Here is a 17,030-nt window from a genome sequence, read left to right as displayed (position 1 = left end):
AACGAGGCAAGACAACGAAGGCGGGGACGTTCCGCGAGAAAGTAAAGCAGCGCCTCCTTTACTTACTTGCGGAACGTCCCCGGCTCCTGGGATCCGAGAGCAGCGATGAACCTCACCTACACCGATCGCGAGAACGCCTTCCGCGCCGAAGCGCGCGCATGGCTCGAGGCGAACGTGCCGAGCGAGCCGCTCGCGTCGTTCGACACGGCTGCGGGCGCAGCGCAGCACCGCGCGTGGGAGAAGAAGCTCGACGCCGCGGGCTGGGCGATGGTGCCGTGGCCGAAGGAGTACGGCGGGCGCGGCGCGAATCTGCTCGAGTGGTTGATCTTCGAGGAGGAGTACTACCGCGCGCGCGCGCCGAAGCGCATCAACCAGAACGGCGTGTTTCTGCTCGGGCCGACGATCATGGAGTACGGCACGCCGGAGCAGAAGGCGCGCTTCCTGCCGAAGATCGCGTCGAGCGAAGAAGTCTGGGCGCAGGGCTGGAGCGAGCCGAACGCGGGCTCGGACATGGCGGCCATCACGAGCACCGCCCGCCGCGAAGGCGATCACTACGTGCTGAAGGGCCAGAAGACCTGGGCCTCGCGCGGTGCCTTCGCCGACTGGCTGTTCGGAATGTTCCGCACCGATCCGAACAGCGAGCGGCACAACGGCCTCACGTTCATTCTCGTTCCGCTGAACACGCCCGGCATCACGGTGCGCCCCATCGCGCAGCTCGACGGCGAGACCGGCTTCGCCGAGGTGTTCTTCGACGACGCGCGCGTGCCCGTGGCGAACACGCTCGGCAAAGAGGGCGCGGGCTGGAACGTCGCGATGTCGACCGCGGGCTTCGAGCGCGGCCTCATGCTGCGCAGCCCCGCGCGCTTTCAGGACACCGCGGCGCGCCTCGTGCAGCTGCTGCGCGACAACGCGCTGAACGTCGAGGAGGCGGTGCGCGACGAAGTCGTGCGCTGCTGGATGAACGCGGAGGCCTACACGCTCGAGACGTATCGCACCGTCTCGCGGCTCCTCGCTGGCGGCAAGATCGGCACCGAGTCGAGCCTCAACAAGATCTTCTGGAGCGAGCTCGACATCCGCATGCACGAGCTCGCGCTCGAGATTCTCGGCGACCGCTGGGATCTGCTCCCCGAAGCGCCCGGCGCGCAAGGCGTCGGCACGTGGCTCGACTCCTACCTGTTCGCGCTCTCGGGCCCGATCTACGCCGGCACGAACGAGATCCAGCGCAACATCATCTCCGAGCGCATTCTCGGGATGCCGAGGTAGCGATGGACTTCCGCTTCACGGACGAACAGTTGTTATTGCAGGAGACCGTGCGCGACTTCCTCGCGAAGGAGCACACGCCGGAGACGCTGCGCAAGCTGTGGGAGACCGAGAGCGGCCGCTCGCGCGCGCTGTGGAAGCAGCTCGCGGAGGTGGGCGTGCCCGGCCTGCTCGTGCCCGAGGCGAGTGGCGGGATGGGCCTCAGCGAGATCGAGGCCGTGCTGATTCACGAGGAGGCCGGGCGCGCCGCGCTCGCGGAGCCGCTCGTCGCCACGATGGCCGTGGCGGCGCCGCTGCTGCGCGATGCGGGCGGCGAGCTCGCCGCGACGTGGCTCCCGCGCATCGCCGCAGGCGAGGCAGTTGTTACGGCGGGCCACCCCGTCACGCCGCTCGTCGAGGACGCGCACATCGCGGATCTGCTGTTGCTGCCCCGCCACGACGACTCGCTGTGGGCAGTGCCGCGCGACGCTGCGCGCATCACGCTGCAGCCCGCGAACGACCCCTCGCGCCGCATCGCGAGCGTCGCGTTCGAGGAGCGGCGCGCGCAGCTCGTCGCGCGCGGGGACGCGGCGAGAGCGCTGCTCGATGCCGCGCTCGATCGCGGCGCGCTGGCGTGCGCGGCGCAGGCCATCGGCGCGTGCGATCGCATGCTCGCGCTCGCGGTCGCCTACACGAGCGAGCGCAAGCAGTTCGGCAAGCCCATCGGCTCGTTCCAGGCCGTGAAGCACCACCTCGCGAACGTGAAGGTGAAGCTCGAGTACGCGCGCCCCGTGGTGATGCGCGCCGCGGTCTCGGTGGCGCACGGCTCGCCGCAGCGCGGCGTGCACGTCTCGATGGCGAAGCTCGCTGCGACCGAGGCCGCGAAGCTCGGCGCGCGCATGGCGCTCCAGTGCCACGGCGCGATCGGATACACGTGGGAGCAAGATCTCCACCTCTGGATGCGGCGCGCGTGGTCGCTCGACCAAGCGTGGGGCCGCGCACCGTTTCACCTGGCGCGCGTGCGCGCCGCCGTGCTCGAGGGCGCACTGCCCATCGGCCCCGGTCAAACCTTCCTCGGAGGCGCCTAGCCAATGGCTCAAGCATTCATCGTCGACGCAGTTCGCACACCGGTCGGAAAACGCGGCGGTGGCCTCTCGCGCGTTCACTCGGCCGATCTCGGCGCGCACGTGCTGAAGGCCCTGATGGCCCGCACTGGCGTCGATCCCGGCGCGGTCGAGGACGTGATTCTCGGCTGCTGCGACACGATCGGCTCGCAGGCCGGCGACATCGCGCGCACGTGCTGGCTCGCGGCGGGCCTGCCGCAGCACGTGCCGGGCGTGACGATCGACCGCCAGTGCGGGTCGTCGCAGCAGAGCGTGCACTTCGCGGCGCAGGCCGTGATGAGCGGCACGAGCGACCTCGTGGTCGCGGGCGGCGTGCAGAACATGAGCGCGATCCCGATCTCCTCGGCGATGACCCTCGCGCAGTCATTAGGGTTCAACGACCCGTTCTCTGGATCGACCGGCTGGGTGGAGCGCTTCGGCACGCAGGAGGTTTCGCAGTTCCGCGGCGCCGAGATGATCGCGGAGAAGTGGAGCATTTCGCGCGAGGACATGGAGCGCTTCGCGCTCGCGAGCCATCAGCGCGCGGGCAAGGCGACCGCGGAGGGGCGCTTCAAGAACGAGATCGCGCCGCTCGCCGGCGTCGAGCGCGACGAGGGCCCGCGGCCTGACACTTCGCTCGAGAAGATGGCGAAGCTGCCGACGCTGATTCCGGGCGGGCGCCTCACGGCCGCCGTTTCGAGCCAGATCAGCGACGGCGCCAGCGCAGTGCTGATCGCATCGGAGCGCGCGGTGAAGGAGCACAACCTGAAGCCGCGCGCGCGCGTGCATCACCTCTCGGTGCTCGCGGACGATCCGATCTACATGCTCACCGCGCCGATCCCGGCGACGAAGCGCGCGCTCGCGAAGACGGGCATGAAGCCGAGCGACATCGCGAGTGTCGAGATCAACGAAGCGTTCGCGCCGGTGGTGCTCGCCTGGCTGAAGGAGCTGCCCTTCGACCACGCGAGCGTGAACCCGAACGGCGGCGCGATCGCGCTCGGCCACCCGATCGGCGCCACCGGCACGCGCCTCATGACGACGCTGCTGAGCGAGCTCGAGCGCACGGGCGGCCGCTACGGCCTGCAGACGATGTGCGAGGGCGGCGGGCAAGCGAACGTCACGATCTTGGAGCGGTGCTGAGGCGCGAGCTCGCTGCGGGGTCAGACCCCGCGCTTCTTCTGACGAGGTGATTCGATGACCAAGCTGTGCGAAGGCCGCGTCGTGATCGTCACGGGCGCGGGGCGTGGGATTGGGCGCGAGCACGCGCTCGAGCTGGGGCGGCAGGGCGCGCGCGTCGTCGTGAACGACCTCGGCGTCGCGCTCGACGGGAAGAGCACGGGCGAGTCGCCCGGCGAGCAGGTCGTGGCCGAGATCAAAGCCGCGGGCGGCGAGGCGTTCGCAAACGGCGCCGACGTCGCGGACTGGGCGCAGACGCAGGCGCTACTCGCTGCGACGCTCGAGCGCTTCGGGCGCCTCGACGCGGTCGTGAACAACGCCGGCTTCGTACGCGATCGCATGTTCGTCTCGTGCACCGAAGAAGAGTGGGACGCGGTGATTCGCGTGCACCTGAAGGGCCACTTTTGCCTCGCGCACCACGCCTGCGAGTACTGGCGCAACGAGTCGAAGGCGGGGCGCCAGCCGAACGCGCGCATCGTCAACACGAGCAGCGGCGCGGGCCTGCAGGGCAGCGTCGGCCAGAGCGCGTACTCCGCAGCGAAGGGCGGCATCGCGACGCTCACGCTCGTGCAGGCCGCCGAGCTCGCGCGCTACGGCGTCACCAGCAACGCGATCGCGCCATCCGCGCGCACGCGCATGACCGAGGGGCCATTCGCGGAGCGCATGAAGGCGCCCGAGACCGGCTTCGACGTGATGCACCCCGGCAACGTTGCGCCGCTAATCGCGTGGCTATGCAGCGCCGAGTCGAAGGACGTGACGGGGCAGACGTTCGAGATCGCGGGGGGCGAGCTCTCGATCGCGGACGGCTGGCGCGCCGGCCCGAAGCTCGACAAGGGCGCGCGCTGGGCGGCGGACGAGATCGGCGCCGCGGTGCACGACTTGTTACGAAAGGCGACGCCGGCGCAGAAGGTGTACGGCTCGTAGAACGTGAGGAGACGGCGGCCGTGAACTTCGCCTTCACCGAGGAGCAGCAGGAGCTGCGCGCCACGGCGCGCGCGTTCCTCGCGAAGGCGTGCGACGCGGCGGCGGTGCGCACCGCGATGGAGAGCGCGCTCGGCTACGACGAGAAGCTGTGGGCGCAGATCGCAGGCGAGCTCGGCTGGACCGCGGTGGTGGTTCCCGAGAGCTGCGGCGGGCTCGGGCTCAGCTGGGTCGAGCTCGTCGCGCTGCAAGAAGTGATCGGGGAAGCGCTCGCGCCGTCGCCGTTCTTCGCGAGCGTGTGCCTCGGCGCGAACGCGATCCTCGCCGCGGGCGACCACGCGCAGCAGGAAGCGCTGCTTCCCGGCATCGCGGAGGGACGCACGCGCGCGACGCTCGCGCTCGCGGAAACGGGCGGCGCGTGGGACGCGAGGGGGATCGCCGCGACGTGGGAGCGCAGCGGCGGCGATTACGTGCTGCGCGGCGAGAAGCGCTACGTCGTCGATGGTGCGAGCGCGGACTTGCTCGTGATTGCCGCTCGCGCACCCAGCAAGCGGGATGAAGCAGGTGTCTCGCTGTTCGCCGTGCCCGCGGGCGCGGCGGGCCTCACAAGAGAGGCACTGCCGACGCTCGACCAAACGCGACGCCTCGCGGCGCTTCGTCTCGACTCCGTGCGCGTGCCCGCCAGCGCGCGCCTCGGCGCTGAAGGCGCCGCGTGGCCCGCGCTCGATCTCGCGCTCCAGCGCGCGGCCGTGGCGCTCGCGGCAGAGCAGCTCGGCGGCGCGCAGCGCGCGCTCGACCTCGCGGTCGCGTACGCGAAGGAGCGCGTGCAGTTCGGGCGCACGATCGGCAGCTTCCAGGCGTTGAAGCACAAGCTCGCCGACGTGATGGTGAAGATCGAAGCCGCGCGCTCCGCGGTTTATTACGCCGGCTGCGTCGCCGCGCAGGGCGGCGAGGCGCTGCCGGCTGCGGCGTCGATGGCCAAAGCGGCCGCCACCGAGGCGTTCTCGTTCGCGACGGCGAACGCGCTGCAGGTTCTCGGCGGCGTCGGCTTCACCTGGGAGTACGACGTGCACCTCTACTTCAAGCGCGCGCGTTCCTCCGCGAACCTGCTCGGCGATGCGAGCTGGCACCGCGAGCTCGTCGCGCGCGCGATCGGGCTGTGAGATGAGTGCGCCCCGCCTCGCGACGGCTCTCGACTTCCGCGGCAAGGTCGCACTCGTTACGGGCGGAGCGCGCGGCATCGGGCGCGGCATCGCCGAGCGCTTCCTCGAAGCCGGCGCCGAAGTCGCGATCTGTGGGCGCAACGCGCCCGACGCGCTGCCGGGCTTCGGCGGACGCAGCGCCGCGTTCTTCGCCTGCGACGTGCGCGATGCAGAGCAAGTCGCGCGCATGACCGACGAGGTCGCCGCGCGCTTCGGCCGTATCGACACGCTCGTCGCGAATGCGGGCGGCGCGCCCGCCGCCGACGCCGCCACCGCTTCGCCGCGCTTTCACGAGCGCATCATCCAGCTCAACTTGTTGGGTCCGCTCCACTGCGCGCAGCGCGCGAACGCGGTGATGCAGCAGCAACCCGAGGGCGGCGTGATCGAGTTCATCGCGAGCGTCTCCGCGATCCGCCCCTCGCCCGGCACCGCGGCCTACGGCGCCGCAAAGGCGGGGCTGCTCTCGCTCGCAGCGAGCCTCGCGGTCGAGTGGGCGCCGCGCGTGCGCGTCGTCGCCGTCACCGCGGGCCTGATTCGCACCGAGCAGGCGCACATGCATTACGGCGATGAGGCGGGCATCGCGAGCGTGGGTCGCACGATCCCACTCGGCAGAATGGGCGACCCCGAAGACGTCGCGGATGCGTGCCTGTATCTCGCGTCTCCGCTCGCGCGCTACGTGAGCGGAACCAGCGTGCTCGCGCATGGCGGCGGCGAAGCACCGGCGTTCCTCGGCGCAGCGAAGAACGTCGACCCGGAGCGCAAGTGAGCGAGCGCAAGCGGAGCCGCTGGCCCTTCGTGTTGTTAGGCGCCCTCGCGCTCGGGGGCGTTCTCGCCTGGCGTTTCGCGCCCGCGCTGATGGCGCGCGTGATTGCGGCGGGTCAGGCGCGCAACGACGCGATCGTGCGCGAAGAGCTCGCCTTCCACGTGGGCACGCTCGCCTACGTGTACGGCTATCCGCTCGTCGACATGGCGCAGCAGATGCACAACGAGACGCATCCCACGGCAAACGATCAGCAGGTGTACGCGCCCGTGAACCGCATCTTCAGCTACGGCGCGCTCGTCACGCCGAGCACGCAGGGCAACCTGCGCATGCCGAATCACGACACGCTCTACTTCTCCGGTTGGTACGACGTCTCGCAGGAGCCCGTGCTGCTGCACGTGCCCGACACCGCCGGCCGCTACTACACGATCGCGGTCACGAACTTCTACTCCGAGGTCGAGCACATCGGCCGTCGCACCACCGGCACCGCGGAGCGCATGTTCGCGCTCGTGCCGCCGGGCTACGCGGGCTCGCTACCTGAAGGCGTGACGCCCGTGGCGACCGAGACGCCACGGGGCTGGTTGTTAGGTCGCATGCTCGTGAACGGCGCGGAGGACGCGCCCGCCGCGCTCGCGCTGATCGACGGGATCTGGACCGTGCCGCTCAGCGAGTACGTGCCGGGCCAGAAGCCGGCGCTCGGGCCCGCAGTGAACGCTGCGCCGATGGATGCACACGCGGGCCTCGCGTACTTCGACGTGCTGAACGCGGCGCTGCGCGAAGTGCCGCCGCGCGCGAGCGACGCTGCGCTGATCGCCCAACTCGACGCGGTCGGCATCGGCCCCGCGCACGACCTCGATCTCGCGAAACTCGATGCAGACACGAAGCGTGGTCTCGAGCGCGCCTTCGAAGCGGGCAAGCGGCTCGTCGACGCGTCGATGCAGGCCTCGCGCCCGAGCGTGAATGGCTGGATCACGCCGCGCCTCGTCGGCCGCTACGGCCACGACTTCCTCGCGCGCGCCACGGTCGTCAAAGGCGGCTACGGCAATCTCCCCGAAGAGAGCCTCTACGCCGCGATCCTCACCGACCAGGGCGGCGCGCTCCTCACCGGCGGCAAGCGCTACCGCCTGCGCTTCGAGAAAGGCGCGACGCCGCCGGTCGGCGCGTTCTGGTCGCTGATCGTCTACGACATCGCGACCGCGAAGCTCGTGGAGAACGAGATCGCACGATACAGCATCGGCGACCGCACGCCGGGCCTCGTGTTCGGCGACGACGGCTCGCTCACGATCGCGCTGCAGCCCGAGCGGCCGGCCGCTGCGCACGAGAACTGGCTCCCGACGCCGCGCTCGCCGCGGCCGCTGATCGCCGTCGTGCGCATGTACGAGCCGAAGGCGGACGCGCTGAGCGGGGAGTACGTGTTGCCGGAGGTGGTGCGGGGGGAGTGAGGGGGGGCGCACCGGATCCGCCAATCCAAGCGCGCGCCAGATCCCGCCGTGATCCTCGATTCGTCGATTGACTGACGGCGAACGCCTCTCATAGGATGGGCTTCGTGCAGTGAGACTTTGGGCTCGGGCCGCCCGCTCCGTGGGCGAGAGCATCTCGTTGGTTGTGACCGGATCTGTCGCAACGGTGTGTTGTGCTTCGTTGCATTCGAGCCGAGGGCCCGGCATGCGGCGAGCGGGTCGATCGAGCTTAAACCGAATCGAACCAACGCAGTCGATCGAGCCTCTAGCTCTATCGAACGACGCTCTCGCGCTTCGCGTCGTCGAACGCGTACTTCTCACGGATCCGCCGCCCTCTGGCCGCCATGACCGCGCGGGCGCTGTCGCGATCGTGATTCCTCGGGTCATCCATGGTCTTTGACGACGACTTCACGCTGCTTACCGGGAATCCACCGTTCCCATGGCAGCGTGCCTTGTACGAGCGCTTTGTTGCGAATGACTTTCCCAAGGCCTGCGATCTACCGACTGGCCTCGGGAAGACAAGCGTCATAGCCCTGTGGATGCTCGCGCTCGCTAAGAACCCGCGGCTGCCGCGGAGGCTCGTGTACGTCGTCAACCGGCGCACGGTCGTAGACCAATCCACCGACGAGGCCGAGCGGCTGCGCAGCCGACTCCTCGAGCCTGGAGCGCGGCACATACGTGATGCCCTCGACGGGTTGGCAGCGGTGCCCGCCGAGCACCCGCTGACCATCAGTACGCTGCGAGGCGAGTTCGCCGACAACGCCGCGTGGCGGCGAGATCCATCCCGCCCGGCCATCATCGTCGGAACCGTCGACATGATCGGCAGCCGCTTGCTCTTCGGCGGATACGGCTGTGGCTTCCGAAGCAAGCCGCTGCACGCCGGCCTCCTCGGGCAAGACGCGCTGTTGATCCATGACGAAGCGCACCTCGAGCCCGCGTTCCAGTCGCTGCTGACTGCCATCGCTGACGAGCAGCGCCGCTGCAACGACACGCGCCCGCTCAACGTGCTCGCGCTCTCGGCCACAGGCCGCACGGAACCGGATTTCACGCTCGGCCCCGAGGACCTCCGCGATTCGGAAGTAACGAAGCGGCTTCGCGCCAGGAAAGGCCTGCGGTTGCACCTCATTGACGATCGAACGGAGCTGCCGGAACGCGTCGCCGCGAAGGCTGCGGAACTCACAGGCAAAATCGTGGTCTTCCTCTCTTCCGTCTTAGGAGGCTCCATGCGTCGCCAATCTCTTCCCCTGTTTCTCCTCGGCGCCGCCGCCGCGATCGGCTGCGTCGCCACGGTCGCGGCGAAGCTGCCCCTCGCCTCGTTCCAGCTTCCCGCCCTGACCGGTGCGGCGCCGTGGACGAAGCCCGCGCCGCTGCGCGAGGAGGGCGACTTCGACTTCGTCGTCGTGACCGACCGCACCGGCGAGCACCGCGACGGCGTGTTCGAGGACGTGATGCCGCCGAAGGTGAACCTCGTGCGGCCCGAGTTCGTGATGAGCGTCGGCGACTTGATCGAGGGCTACAGCGAGGACCGCGCGAAGCTCGCCGCCGAGTGGGACAGCTTCGAGGCCGCGACCGCGAAGCTCGAGATGCCGTTCTTCTACGTGCCCGGCAATCACGACATGAGCAACGCGGTGATGGCCGAAGTGTGGAAGGAGCGCTTCGGCGCGTCCTACTACCACTTCGTGTATCAGGACGTGCTCTTCCTCGCGCTGAACTCCGAGCTGTTCGGATTGGTGCACGATCCGAAGACGCAGCTGCCGGGTCCGTGGAAGCAGGCGGAGCAGCTCGCGTACGTGGAGAAGGTGTTACGGGAGAACGCGGGCGTGCGCTGGACGTTCGTGTTCATCCACCAGCCGCTCTGGGACGTGCCGAAGCAGCCGCTGCCGGGCCAGCCGACCGCTCCCTCGATCAACGCGGATTGGCTGAAGGTGGAGCGGCTGCTCGACGAGCGCGCGTACACGGTCTTCGCCGGCCACTACCACCGCTACACCGAGCACGTCCGTAACAACCGGCAGTTCATCACGCTCGCGACGACGGGCGGCGGCAGCGAGCTGCGCGGCACGCCGTGGGGCGAGTTCGATCAGGTCGCGCATGTCTCGATGACGAAGCAGGGCCCGGTGATCGCGAACCTGCGCCTCGACGGGATCCTGCCGCACGACGTCGTGACCGAGGAGCAGCGCGCCCTCGTGCTCGCGCTGCCGCGCGCGATCGTGCAGGAGCCGCTGCGCGGCGACGCGGATGCGTTCCGCAGCGGCACCGCACGCTTCTCGATCGCGAACGACGGGAAGCACGCGCTCGAGGTGCGCGGACGCGCGGAAGGCAGCCCGCAGCTCGACGCCGGCGACGTGACGCTCAGCGCGACGGTCGCGCCCGGCGACGTCGCGAACCTCGAGCTGCCGATTCGCGCGCGCGCGCCCGCCGCGTACGAGGCGATCGAGCCCGCGCACGTGCGCTGGACGCTCGCGACGACGGGGCCGAACGGCGCACCGCTGAGCGTCGAGACGAGCTCGATCGTGCTGCCCGAGAACGGCTTCGCGCTGAAGCGCGCCTCACGCCCAGTTGTTACGGACGCCGACCACGCCGAGTGGGCGCCGCTCGCCTTCGCGGTGCGCGCGCCCGGCGAGCAGGGCGGCCACGGCGACTACGGCGGTGCGCCCGATGCATCGTTCGCGTTTGATACCCGCTACGACGACGCGGGCATCCACTTCGCCGTGCACGTGCGCGACGACGACGTCGTGTCGACGACGCATCGGACGCTGCGCGAGCAGGATCACGTCGTGATCAATCTCGACGCGCGGCCGGAGACGGCCCGGAACAAGAACATGGACTACCTCGTGGCGCGCCTCACGGGCGAGCTCGGCAGGTCGATCACGGCGTTCTGCGGACCGCAGCAGGCGGCCGAGCGCGACCGCGTCCTCGAGATGTTCGCGAGTACGACGAAGATCGCGTGCGCGGCGCGCGAGACGAGCGACGGATACGCGCTCGAGGTGTCGATCCCGCGCGCGCGGCTCGATGACGCGGCGGGCGGAAGCTGGAGCGCGGCGCGCGTCAACCTCACGGTCGCCGACTTCGACGGTGACGGCGTGAACCACAACACGATCTCGTGGCGGCCGAGCCGCTACGGACACAACGCGACGGCCGGCTCGGGCACGTTCGTCCGCCAATAACAAGCGCAGCTCGTGAACGACACCGCGCCCCGCTACTCGCCGCGCTACGTCAACCTCGTGATCGCGCTGCTCGCGGGCGCGGTGTTCGTGGAGTTCTTCCACCGCCAGACCCTTGCCGTCGCGATGAAGGCGCTCGGCGACGAGTTCGACGCTTCCGACAAGCAGCTCGGCCTGCTCGTCACCGCGTTCGCCGTCGCGTACGGCGTGTGCGCGCCGCTGCTCGGGCGACTCGCGGACCGGCTCTCGCGTCGAGCGATCTACGCGACGGGCATCGCGGTGTGGAGCGCAGCGACGCTGCTCGGCGGGCTCGCGCCAGGCTTCGCCGCGTTCTTCGCGACGCGCCTGATCACCGGATCGGGCCAAGCCAGCGCCGGCGCGACGAACAGCCCACTCCTGGTCGACTACGTCGCGCCGGAGCGGCGCGGCGGCGTGATGGCGCTCGCGAACGCGGGCGCCACGGTGGGCGCACTCGCTGCGGGCGCGCTCGGCTTCCTGGGCGTGCTCGAAGCGTTCGGCTGGCGCGGCTTCTTCCTCGGCGCCGGCGTATTCGGGCTCGCCTTCGCCGCGCTGTTTGCGTGGCTGCTGAAGGAGCCACCGCGCGGCTGGTCCGAGGGGCGCGCATTCACGCCCGCCGCGCCGGTCCCCCTGCGCGAAGTGGGCGCGCTCGTCGCGCAGCGCCCCGCTCTGCTGCACGCGTATCTCGGCACGATCCTCACGAGCGTCGCAATCTTCGCCTCGGCGCAGTGGGTCGTGGCGTTCTTCGAGCGCGTGCACGGCATGTCGAACTCGCAGGCTTCGCTCGGCCTCGTATGGGCCGCGATCGTCAGCACGATCGGCGCGGTCGCCGGCGGCATCGTCACGAATCGCGAGTGGGGCGCGAATCCGCGGGCCGTGCTGCTCACCCCCGCGCTGTGCTGCCTGCTTGCGTGCCCCGCTCTGTTCGTCGGCGCATCCACCGAGCACGCGACGCTCTCCGTCGTGCTCTACTCGCTCGCCGGCGGCCTCTCGCTCGTGCACAGCGCGCCGGCGGGCGCCGCGATGCAGGGCATGATCCCCGATCGTATGCGAGGCTTCGTGTCCTCGTTGATCGCGTCCCTAATCACTCTGATCGGACTCGGCGGCGGGCCCTTCCTCGCAGGGGCATTGTCCGATGCCTTCGGCGGCGCCGCGAACCCCGCGAGCCTCGGCAAAGCGCTCGCGTGGACCTCGCTGCTCTACGTGTGGGCCGCGCTGCACTTCGTGCTGGCCTCGCGCACGCTGAAGCGCGACCTCGACGCGAACGCAGCCGGCTGAGTTGCGCCGCGCGGCCGCGGCGCATCCGAGCGCCTGCCGCTGTCCGCTGCGACCTACACCGCGCTGCTCCGTGAGTGACTGATCTCGGGGCCGGCGCTCGGCGCGGCGCTCGCGGTTGCGGCGGTGTTCCACACCCTCGAGGTGGGGCGGAGCGTCTTCGCGCGCTGGTGAGCCGCGCAATTTCTCACCCGCGCTCCAGCGTTCGCCGGCCATCGCTGTACAGTGCGATTTCCCCTCTCTGGAGCCGCAGCGCTGGACGCAGTCGTCGAAACCAACGCGGGGAAAGTGCGAGGCCGACCTGCCGGCGACGTGCTCTCGTTTCTCGGCATTCCGTTCGCTGCGTCCCTGAGAGGTGCGCGCCGTTTCCTCCCGCCTCAGCCGCCCGAGCCGTGGGGCGGAGTGCGCGACGCAGCGTCTTACGGACCCGCAGCGCCGCAGACTTCGCTGCCCTTCTTCTCATTCATCAACGCCGCAGGTCGCACGGCCGGCGAAGACTGCCTCACCCTCAACGTGTGGACGCCCGCTTGCGACGCGCAGCGGCGCCCGGTGCTGGTGTGGATCCACGGCGGCGCGTTCCTGATCGCCTCCGGCGCGACGCCGATCTACAACGGCGAAGACCTCGCGACGCGCGGCGACGTCGTGGTCGTCACGATCAACTATCGACTCGGCGCGCTCGGCTTCGCGCAGCTCGGTCTCGGTGTCGGCGGGGCGCTGCGCGAGAGCACGAACCTCGGCCTGCGCGATCAGATCGCCGCGCTCGAGTGGGTGCGCGACAACATCGCGCGCTTCGGCGGCGATCCCGCGTGCGTCACGGTGTTCGGCCAGAGCGCGGGCGGTATGTCCGTGGGCGCGCTGCTCGGCGCGCCGCGCGCGCGCAAGCTGTTCCGCCGCGCGATCGCGCAGAGCGGCGCGTGCGACCACGTGATTTCGCAGCAAGACGCGCGCGGCGTCGCGCTGCGCTTTCTCACCGCGCTCGGCGGACCCTCGCTCGAGGCGCTCGCCGAGCTCCCGTTCGACACGATTCTGCGCGCGCAGCGCGACGTGATCGCCGCGCGCGCGTCGACGAGCGAGCTGATGGCGTTTCTGCCCGCGGTCGACGGCGACCTGATCCCGGAGCCGCCGCTCGACGCGATCCGCCGCGGCGCGACCTCACGCATCGACCTGATGACGGGCGTCACCTCCGAAGAGTGGAAGATGTTCGCGGTCGTCGACACGGGCCTCGGGCGCTTCGAGCAGGACGACCTCGAAGCGCGCTTCCGCGATGCGCTGCCGGAGCTCTACTCGCACGCGCCCACGCCGAAGCGCGCGGCGAAGGAGTTCCGCGACGCGCTCGCCGAGCGCGGTGCCGACTGCGGGCCCCGCGACGTGTGGCACTCGTTCCAGAGCGCGCGCACGTTCGTGCGCCCGGCCGCGCGGCTCGCCGAGGCGCACCACGCGGCGGGCGGCACGGTGCACACCTACGTCGTGAACTGGCGCGCGGCCGCTGCGCCGCGAACGATCGGCGCTTGCCACGCGATCGAGCTGCCGTTCGTGTTCGGCACCGGCCGGCATCCGCTCGCGCGCGGCCTCACCGGCATCGGCCCCGCCGCGCCGCGCTTCACGCGCCAAATCCAGAACGCGTGGATCCATTTCGCGCGCACGGGCGACCCGAGCCACGAGAGCTTGCCGCGCTGGACGTACTTCGAGCCCGGCCGGCGCGCGACGATGTTGTTGGGGCCGCGCTGCGAGCTCGCCGAAGCGCCGCTCGACGGCGACCGCCAAGTGCTCGCGCGCTGGAGCGGCGAAGCGCGCTGAGCGGGATGCCAAGCGCCGTAAGAATGGCGTCTGACGCCGACCTTACGAATTTTCGTAAACTGAGCGTCAGACGCCGAAGGGACGATTTCCCCGGAGGGAGCAGGGAGATCGCGGCTACGCGACCACGTCCACGCTCGCTTCGAGGTGCCGCGGGCACACGAGCGAGTTGCTGATGAAGCAGATCTGCTCGGCGCGCTCGAGCAAGCGTTGAGCGCGCGCGGGGTCGACGCCGGCATGCACGCGCAGCGCAGCGCGCACCTCGACGCGCGTGAAGCGCGTAGCGCGCTCGACCTTGTCGAGGACTCCGCTCGCGCTCACGTCGAGCGAAATCCACGCGAGCTTCGAGGCCGCGGCGACGGCGCGGAACGAGAGCGTGAAGCAGTCCGCGACCGCGGCGACCAGCAGCGTCTCGGGCGACCAGCGATCACCGGGGCCGCCGAACTCGATGGGCGCGGCGGACGCGATCGCGGCGAGGCCCGCCGACGCGAGCGTCACGTCGCCCTCGGGTTTCGACTGCGCGCTGACCGAGTACGTGTGCGGGAGATCCTGCATCGCGTGCTCCTCGCTGGTTACGGGTTCGCGATCGCGGCGACGTGAAGCGCGCTCACCTCGTCGGGTCGTTCGACCGTCATCTTCAAGTCGCGCAGCAGGCCGTCCTGGATCCCGTAGATCCAGCCGTGCAGCGAGAGCGCCTGGCCGCGCGCCCAGGCGTCGCGCACCACCGTCGTCTCGCTCACGTTCACGACCTGCTCGATCACGTTGAGCTCGCACAGCCGCGCGTGGCGCTGCGCATCGTCCGCGTGCGCGGCGAGCTGGGCCTGATGCTTCACGGCGACGTCGTGCACGTGACCGAGCCAGTTGTCGACGAGCCCGTGGCGCTGGCGCCGAAGCGCCGCGCCCACGCCGCCGCACCCATAATGACCGCACACGATCACGTGCTTCACCTTCAGGACGTCGATCGCGAACTGCAGCACCGAGAGGCAGTTGAGGTCCGTGTGCACGACCACGTTCGCCACGTTGCGGTGCACGAACACGTCGCCGGGCAAGAGGCCGATGATCTGATTGGCCGGCACTCGGCTGTCGGAGCAGCCGATCCACAGGTACTCGGGCGTCTGTTGCCGCGCGAGCTTGGTGAAGAACTCGGGGTCCTGGCGCCGCATGCCTTCAGCCCAGGCGCGATTGTTCGCGAAGAGTTGAGGGAGTGAGCGCAACGCGATTCTCCTGCAGTGGCCGCGACGTTACCGATCCGCGGCAGCCGGTGCGCGCGGTGGAAGCGCGAGCGAAGCGATCACGCCGGTCGCGATCAAAGCCGCCACGACGCCGAGAGAGACCGCGATCGGCAGCTTCACGACGTCGATCAAGAGCATCTTGCCGCCGAGGAAGAGCAGCACCGCGGCGAGCGCGGGCTTCAGCAAATGGAACTTGCCGATCACGCCTTGCAGCATGAAGAACAGCGAGCGCAGGCCGAGGATCGCGAAGATGTTCGAGGTGAAGACGATGAAGGGATCGCTCGTGATCGCGAAGATCGCCGAAATCGAGTCGACCGCGAACACGAGGTCGGTCCACTCGATCAGGAGCAGCACGACGAGCAGTGGCGTCGCGTAGCGCTTGCCCTGCTGCACGATCGTGAAGCGCGCGCCGTGATACTCGTTCACCGCAGGCAGGATGCGGCGCATCAGCTTGTAGACGGGATTGCGCTCGGGGTGGATGCCGTCATCGGGCATCGTGAAGAGCTTGATCGCGGTGATCACGAGGATCGCGCCGAACACGTACATCACCCAGTGGAACTGCGAGATCAGCGCCGCGCCGGCGAAGATGAAGATCGCGCGCATCTCGAGCGCGCCGAGCACGCCCCAGAACAGCACGCGGTGCTGATACACCGCGGGCACCGCGAAGTACGCGAAGATCGCGTAGAAGACGAAGATGTTGTCGACCGCGAGCGCCTTCTCGATCAGGTAGCCCGTCAAGAACTCGAGGCCGCGCTCGGCGCCGAACCAATGCACGACGAGCGCGTTGAACGCGAGCGCGAGCGTCACCCAGATCGCGCTCCAGATCGCCGCTTCCTTCACCGTGACCGCGTGCGCTTTGCGATGGAAGACGCCGAGGTCGAGCGCCAGCAGCGCGAGCACGAACGCGATGAAGCCTCGTGGGCTGCCCGATCGGGCTCGCGGGCGAGATCAAGTGCAAGTCCGATCCGCAGATGCCCGCGCTGCGAATGCGCACGCGCACCCCGTCGCCGCGTGGCGCAGGCGCCTCGACGACGCGGATCGCACCTCCGACGCACTGCACTCCACGCAACACTCACCTCGTCATCGAGCGCCACACTCTCGCGGGCGCCCCGTCACTTCACGCCGCGCGCATCCGCGAGCTTCGCGAGATCCGCGCCGAGGGCGGCCGCTGCCTTGCGCTGCCACTCCTCGACCAGCTCGCCGTTCGCGTCGAACGCCTTGAACGCGCTGCCCACGGTGACCTGATCGGGCAGCACGAGCACGCCCAGGTTGGTCAGCAGCTCGCGCGCCCAGCGCAGACCGCGCATTCCGCCGAAGGGACCCGCAGCGGCCGAGCAGATTGCGGCGGTCCTCCCCGCGAACACGCGCGGGTCGGCCTTCCCGCCCGGCGCACGCGTCATCCAGTCAAGCGTGTTCTTGAGCAAGGGCGCAATCCCGCCGTTGTACTCGGGACACGCGAGCAGCAGCGCATCGTGCGCGGCGAGCAGCTCGCGCAGCTGCGCGGCGCCGGCGGGGTACTCGCGCGTTTCGAGGTCGCCGTCGTAGAGCGGCAGCGCGAAGTCGCGCAGCTCGATGGTTGTTACGGACGCTCCCGCTTCGCTCGCGCCGCGCGCTGCGAGCGCGAGCAGCTTCTTGTTGAACGAATCGCCGCGGCCACTGCCTGAGAACGCGAGCACGCGCGCCATGTCT

General features: G+C 70.0%; 14 protein-coding genes. 10 read left to right on the top strand and 4 right to left on the bottom strand.

The window, feature by feature from the left end:
• The first annotated feature begins 105 nt into the window (after positions 1 to 105).
• From FJ091_20400 to FJ091_20355, 10 genes are all read left to right on the top strand, one after another.
• Positions 106 to 1,263, top strand: coding sequence for an acyl-CoA dehydrogenase (locus FJ091_20400; protein ID MBM4385716.1), 1,158 nt, complete (start codon positions 106 to 108; stop codon positions 1,261 to 1,263).
• Positions 1,264 to 1,265: 2 nt separating this feature from the next.
• Positions 1,266 to 2,327: an acyl-CoA/acyl-ACP dehydrogenase gene (locus tag FJ091_20395; GenBank protein MBM4385715.1), complete on the top strand. Its 1,062-nt coding sequence runs from the start codon at positions 1,266 to 1,268 to the stop codon at positions 2,325 to 2,327.
• Positions 2,328 to 2,330: 3 nt separating this feature from the next.
• Complete coding sequence (locus tag FJ091_20390; GenBank protein ID MBM4385714.1) at positions 2,331 to 3,482, top strand: acetyl-CoA C-acetyltransferase; 1,152 nt, start codon at positions 2,331 to 2,333, stop codon at positions 3,480 to 3,482.
• A 54-nt stretch (positions 3,483 to 3,536) separates the two neighbouring features.
• Positions 3,537 to 4,442, top strand: a complete 906-nt coding sequence (locus FJ091_20385; GenBank protein MBM4385713.1) for an SDR family oxidoreductase — start codon at positions 3,537 to 3,539, stop codon at positions 4,440 to 4,442.
• Positions 4,443 to 4,462: 20 nt separating this feature from the next.
• Complete coding sequence (locus FJ091_20380; GenBank protein MBM4385712.1) at positions 4,463 to 5,602, top strand: acyl-CoA/acyl-ACP dehydrogenase; 1,140 nt, start codon at positions 4,463 to 4,465, stop codon at positions 5,600 to 5,602.
• Between the two features lies 1 nt (position 5,603).
• Positions 5,604 to 6,407 (top strand): SDR family oxidoreductase, encoded by an 804-nt coding sequence (locus FJ091_20375; GenBank protein ID MBM4385711.1) that lies wholly within the window; start codon positions 5,604 to 5,606, stop codon positions 6,405 to 6,407.
• Positions 6,404 to 7,843: a DUF1254 domain-containing protein gene (locus tag FJ091_20370; GenBank protein MBM4385710.1), complete on the top strand. Its 1,440-nt coding sequence runs from the start codon at positions 6,404 to 6,406 to the stop codon at positions 7,841 to 7,843. The genes FJ091_20375 and FJ091_20370 overlap by 4 nt, the downstream gene beginning before the upstream one ends.
• A gap of 407 nt (positions 7,844 to 8,250) precedes the next feature.
• A complete protein-coding gene (cas3u, locus tag FJ091_20365; protein ID MBM4385709.1) occupies positions 8,251 to 11,025 on the top strand; it encodes a type I-U CRISPR-associated helicase/endonuclease Cas3 in 2,775 nt (924 codons plus the stop codon).
• A gap of 12 nt (positions 11,026 to 11,037) precedes the next feature.
• Positions 11,038 to 12,318, top strand: a complete 1,281-nt coding sequence (locus tag FJ091_20360; protein ID MBM4385708.1) for an MFS transporter — start codon at positions 11,038 to 11,040, stop codon at positions 12,316 to 12,318.
• Positions 12,319 to 12,603: 285 nt separating this feature from the next.
• Positions 12,604 to 14,112, top strand: a complete 1,509-nt coding sequence (locus FJ091_20355) for a carboxylesterase/lipase family protein (GenBank protein ID MBM4385707.1) — start codon at positions 12,604 to 12,606, stop codon at positions 14,110 to 14,112.
• A 114-nt stretch (positions 14,113 to 14,226) separates the two neighbouring features.
• Here FJ091_20355 and FJ091_20350 read toward each other — a convergent pair whose 3' ends face one another.
• From FJ091_20350 to FJ091_20335, 4 genes are all read right to left on the bottom strand, one after another.
• The gene (locus tag FJ091_20350; protein MBM4385706.1) at positions 14,227 to 14,664 is read right to left on the bottom strand and encodes an OsmC family protein; all 438 of its coding nucleotides are present in this window, start codon (positions 14,662 to 14,664) and stop codon (positions 14,227 to 14,229) included.
• Positions 14,665 to 14,681: 17 nt separating this feature from the next.
• Complete coding sequence (gene can, locus FJ091_20345) at positions 14,682 to 15,323, bottom strand: carbonate dehydratase (GenBank protein ID MBM4385705.1); 642 nt, start codon at positions 15,321 to 15,323, stop codon at positions 14,682 to 14,684.
• A 27-nt stretch (positions 15,324 to 15,350) separates the two neighbouring features.
• A complete protein-coding gene (locus FJ091_20340) occupies positions 15,351 to 16,250 on the bottom strand; it encodes a TerC family protein (GenBank protein ID MBM4385704.1) in 900 nt (299 codons plus the stop codon).
• Positions 16,251 to 16,453: 203 nt separating this feature from the next.
• Positions 16,454 to 17,026: an NAD(P)H-dependent oxidoreductase gene (locus tag FJ091_20335; protein ID MBM4385703.1), complete on the bottom strand. Its 573-nt coding sequence runs from the start codon at positions 17,024 to 17,026 to the stop codon at positions 16,454 to 16,456.
• Between the last annotated feature and the right edge of the window lie 4 nt (positions 17,027 to 17,030).

This window comes from Deltaproteobacteria bacterium (genome assembly GCA_016875395.1).
GTDB lineage: Bacteria > Myxococcota_A > UBA9160 > UBA9160 > UBA6930 > VGRF01.
This window is presented reverse-complemented; position numbering and strand designations above follow the sequence as displayed.

What these genes read in the sequence shown, in the direction of transcription:
- FJ091_20335 (MBM4385703.1), bottom strand. Translation starts at nt 17,026, where the DNA reads ATGGCGCGCGTGCTCGCGTTCTCAGGCAGTGGCCGCGGCGATTCGTTC.
- FJ091_20400 (MBM4385716.1), top strand. Translation starts at nt 106, where the DNA reads ATGAACCTCACCTACACCGATCGCGAGAACGCCTTCCGCGCCGAAGCG.
- cas3u (MBM4385709.1), top strand. Translation starts at nt 8,251, where the DNA reads ATGGTCTTTGACGACGACTTCACGCTGCTTACCGGGAATCCACCGTTC.
- FJ091_20390 (MBM4385714.1), top strand. Translation starts at nt 2,331, where the DNA reads ATGGCTCAAGCATTCATCGTCGACGCAGTTCGCACACCGGTCGGAAAA.
- FJ091_20385 (MBM4385713.1), top strand. Translation starts at nt 3,537, where the DNA reads ATGACCAAGCTGTGCGAAGGCCGCGTCGTGATCGTCACGGGCGCGGGG.
- FJ091_20395 (MBM4385715.1), top strand. Translation starts at nt 1,266, where the DNA reads ATGGACTTCCGCTTCACGGACGAACAGTTGTTATTGCAGGAGACCGTG.
- FJ091_20375 (MBM4385711.1), top strand. Translation starts at nt 5,604, where the DNA reads ATGAGTGCGCCCCGCCTCGCGACGGCTCTCGACTTCCGCGGCAAGGTC.
- FJ091_20350 (MBM4385706.1), bottom strand. Translation starts at nt 14,664, where the DNA reads ATGCAGGATCTCCCGCACACGTACTCGGTCAGCGCGCAGTCGAAACCC.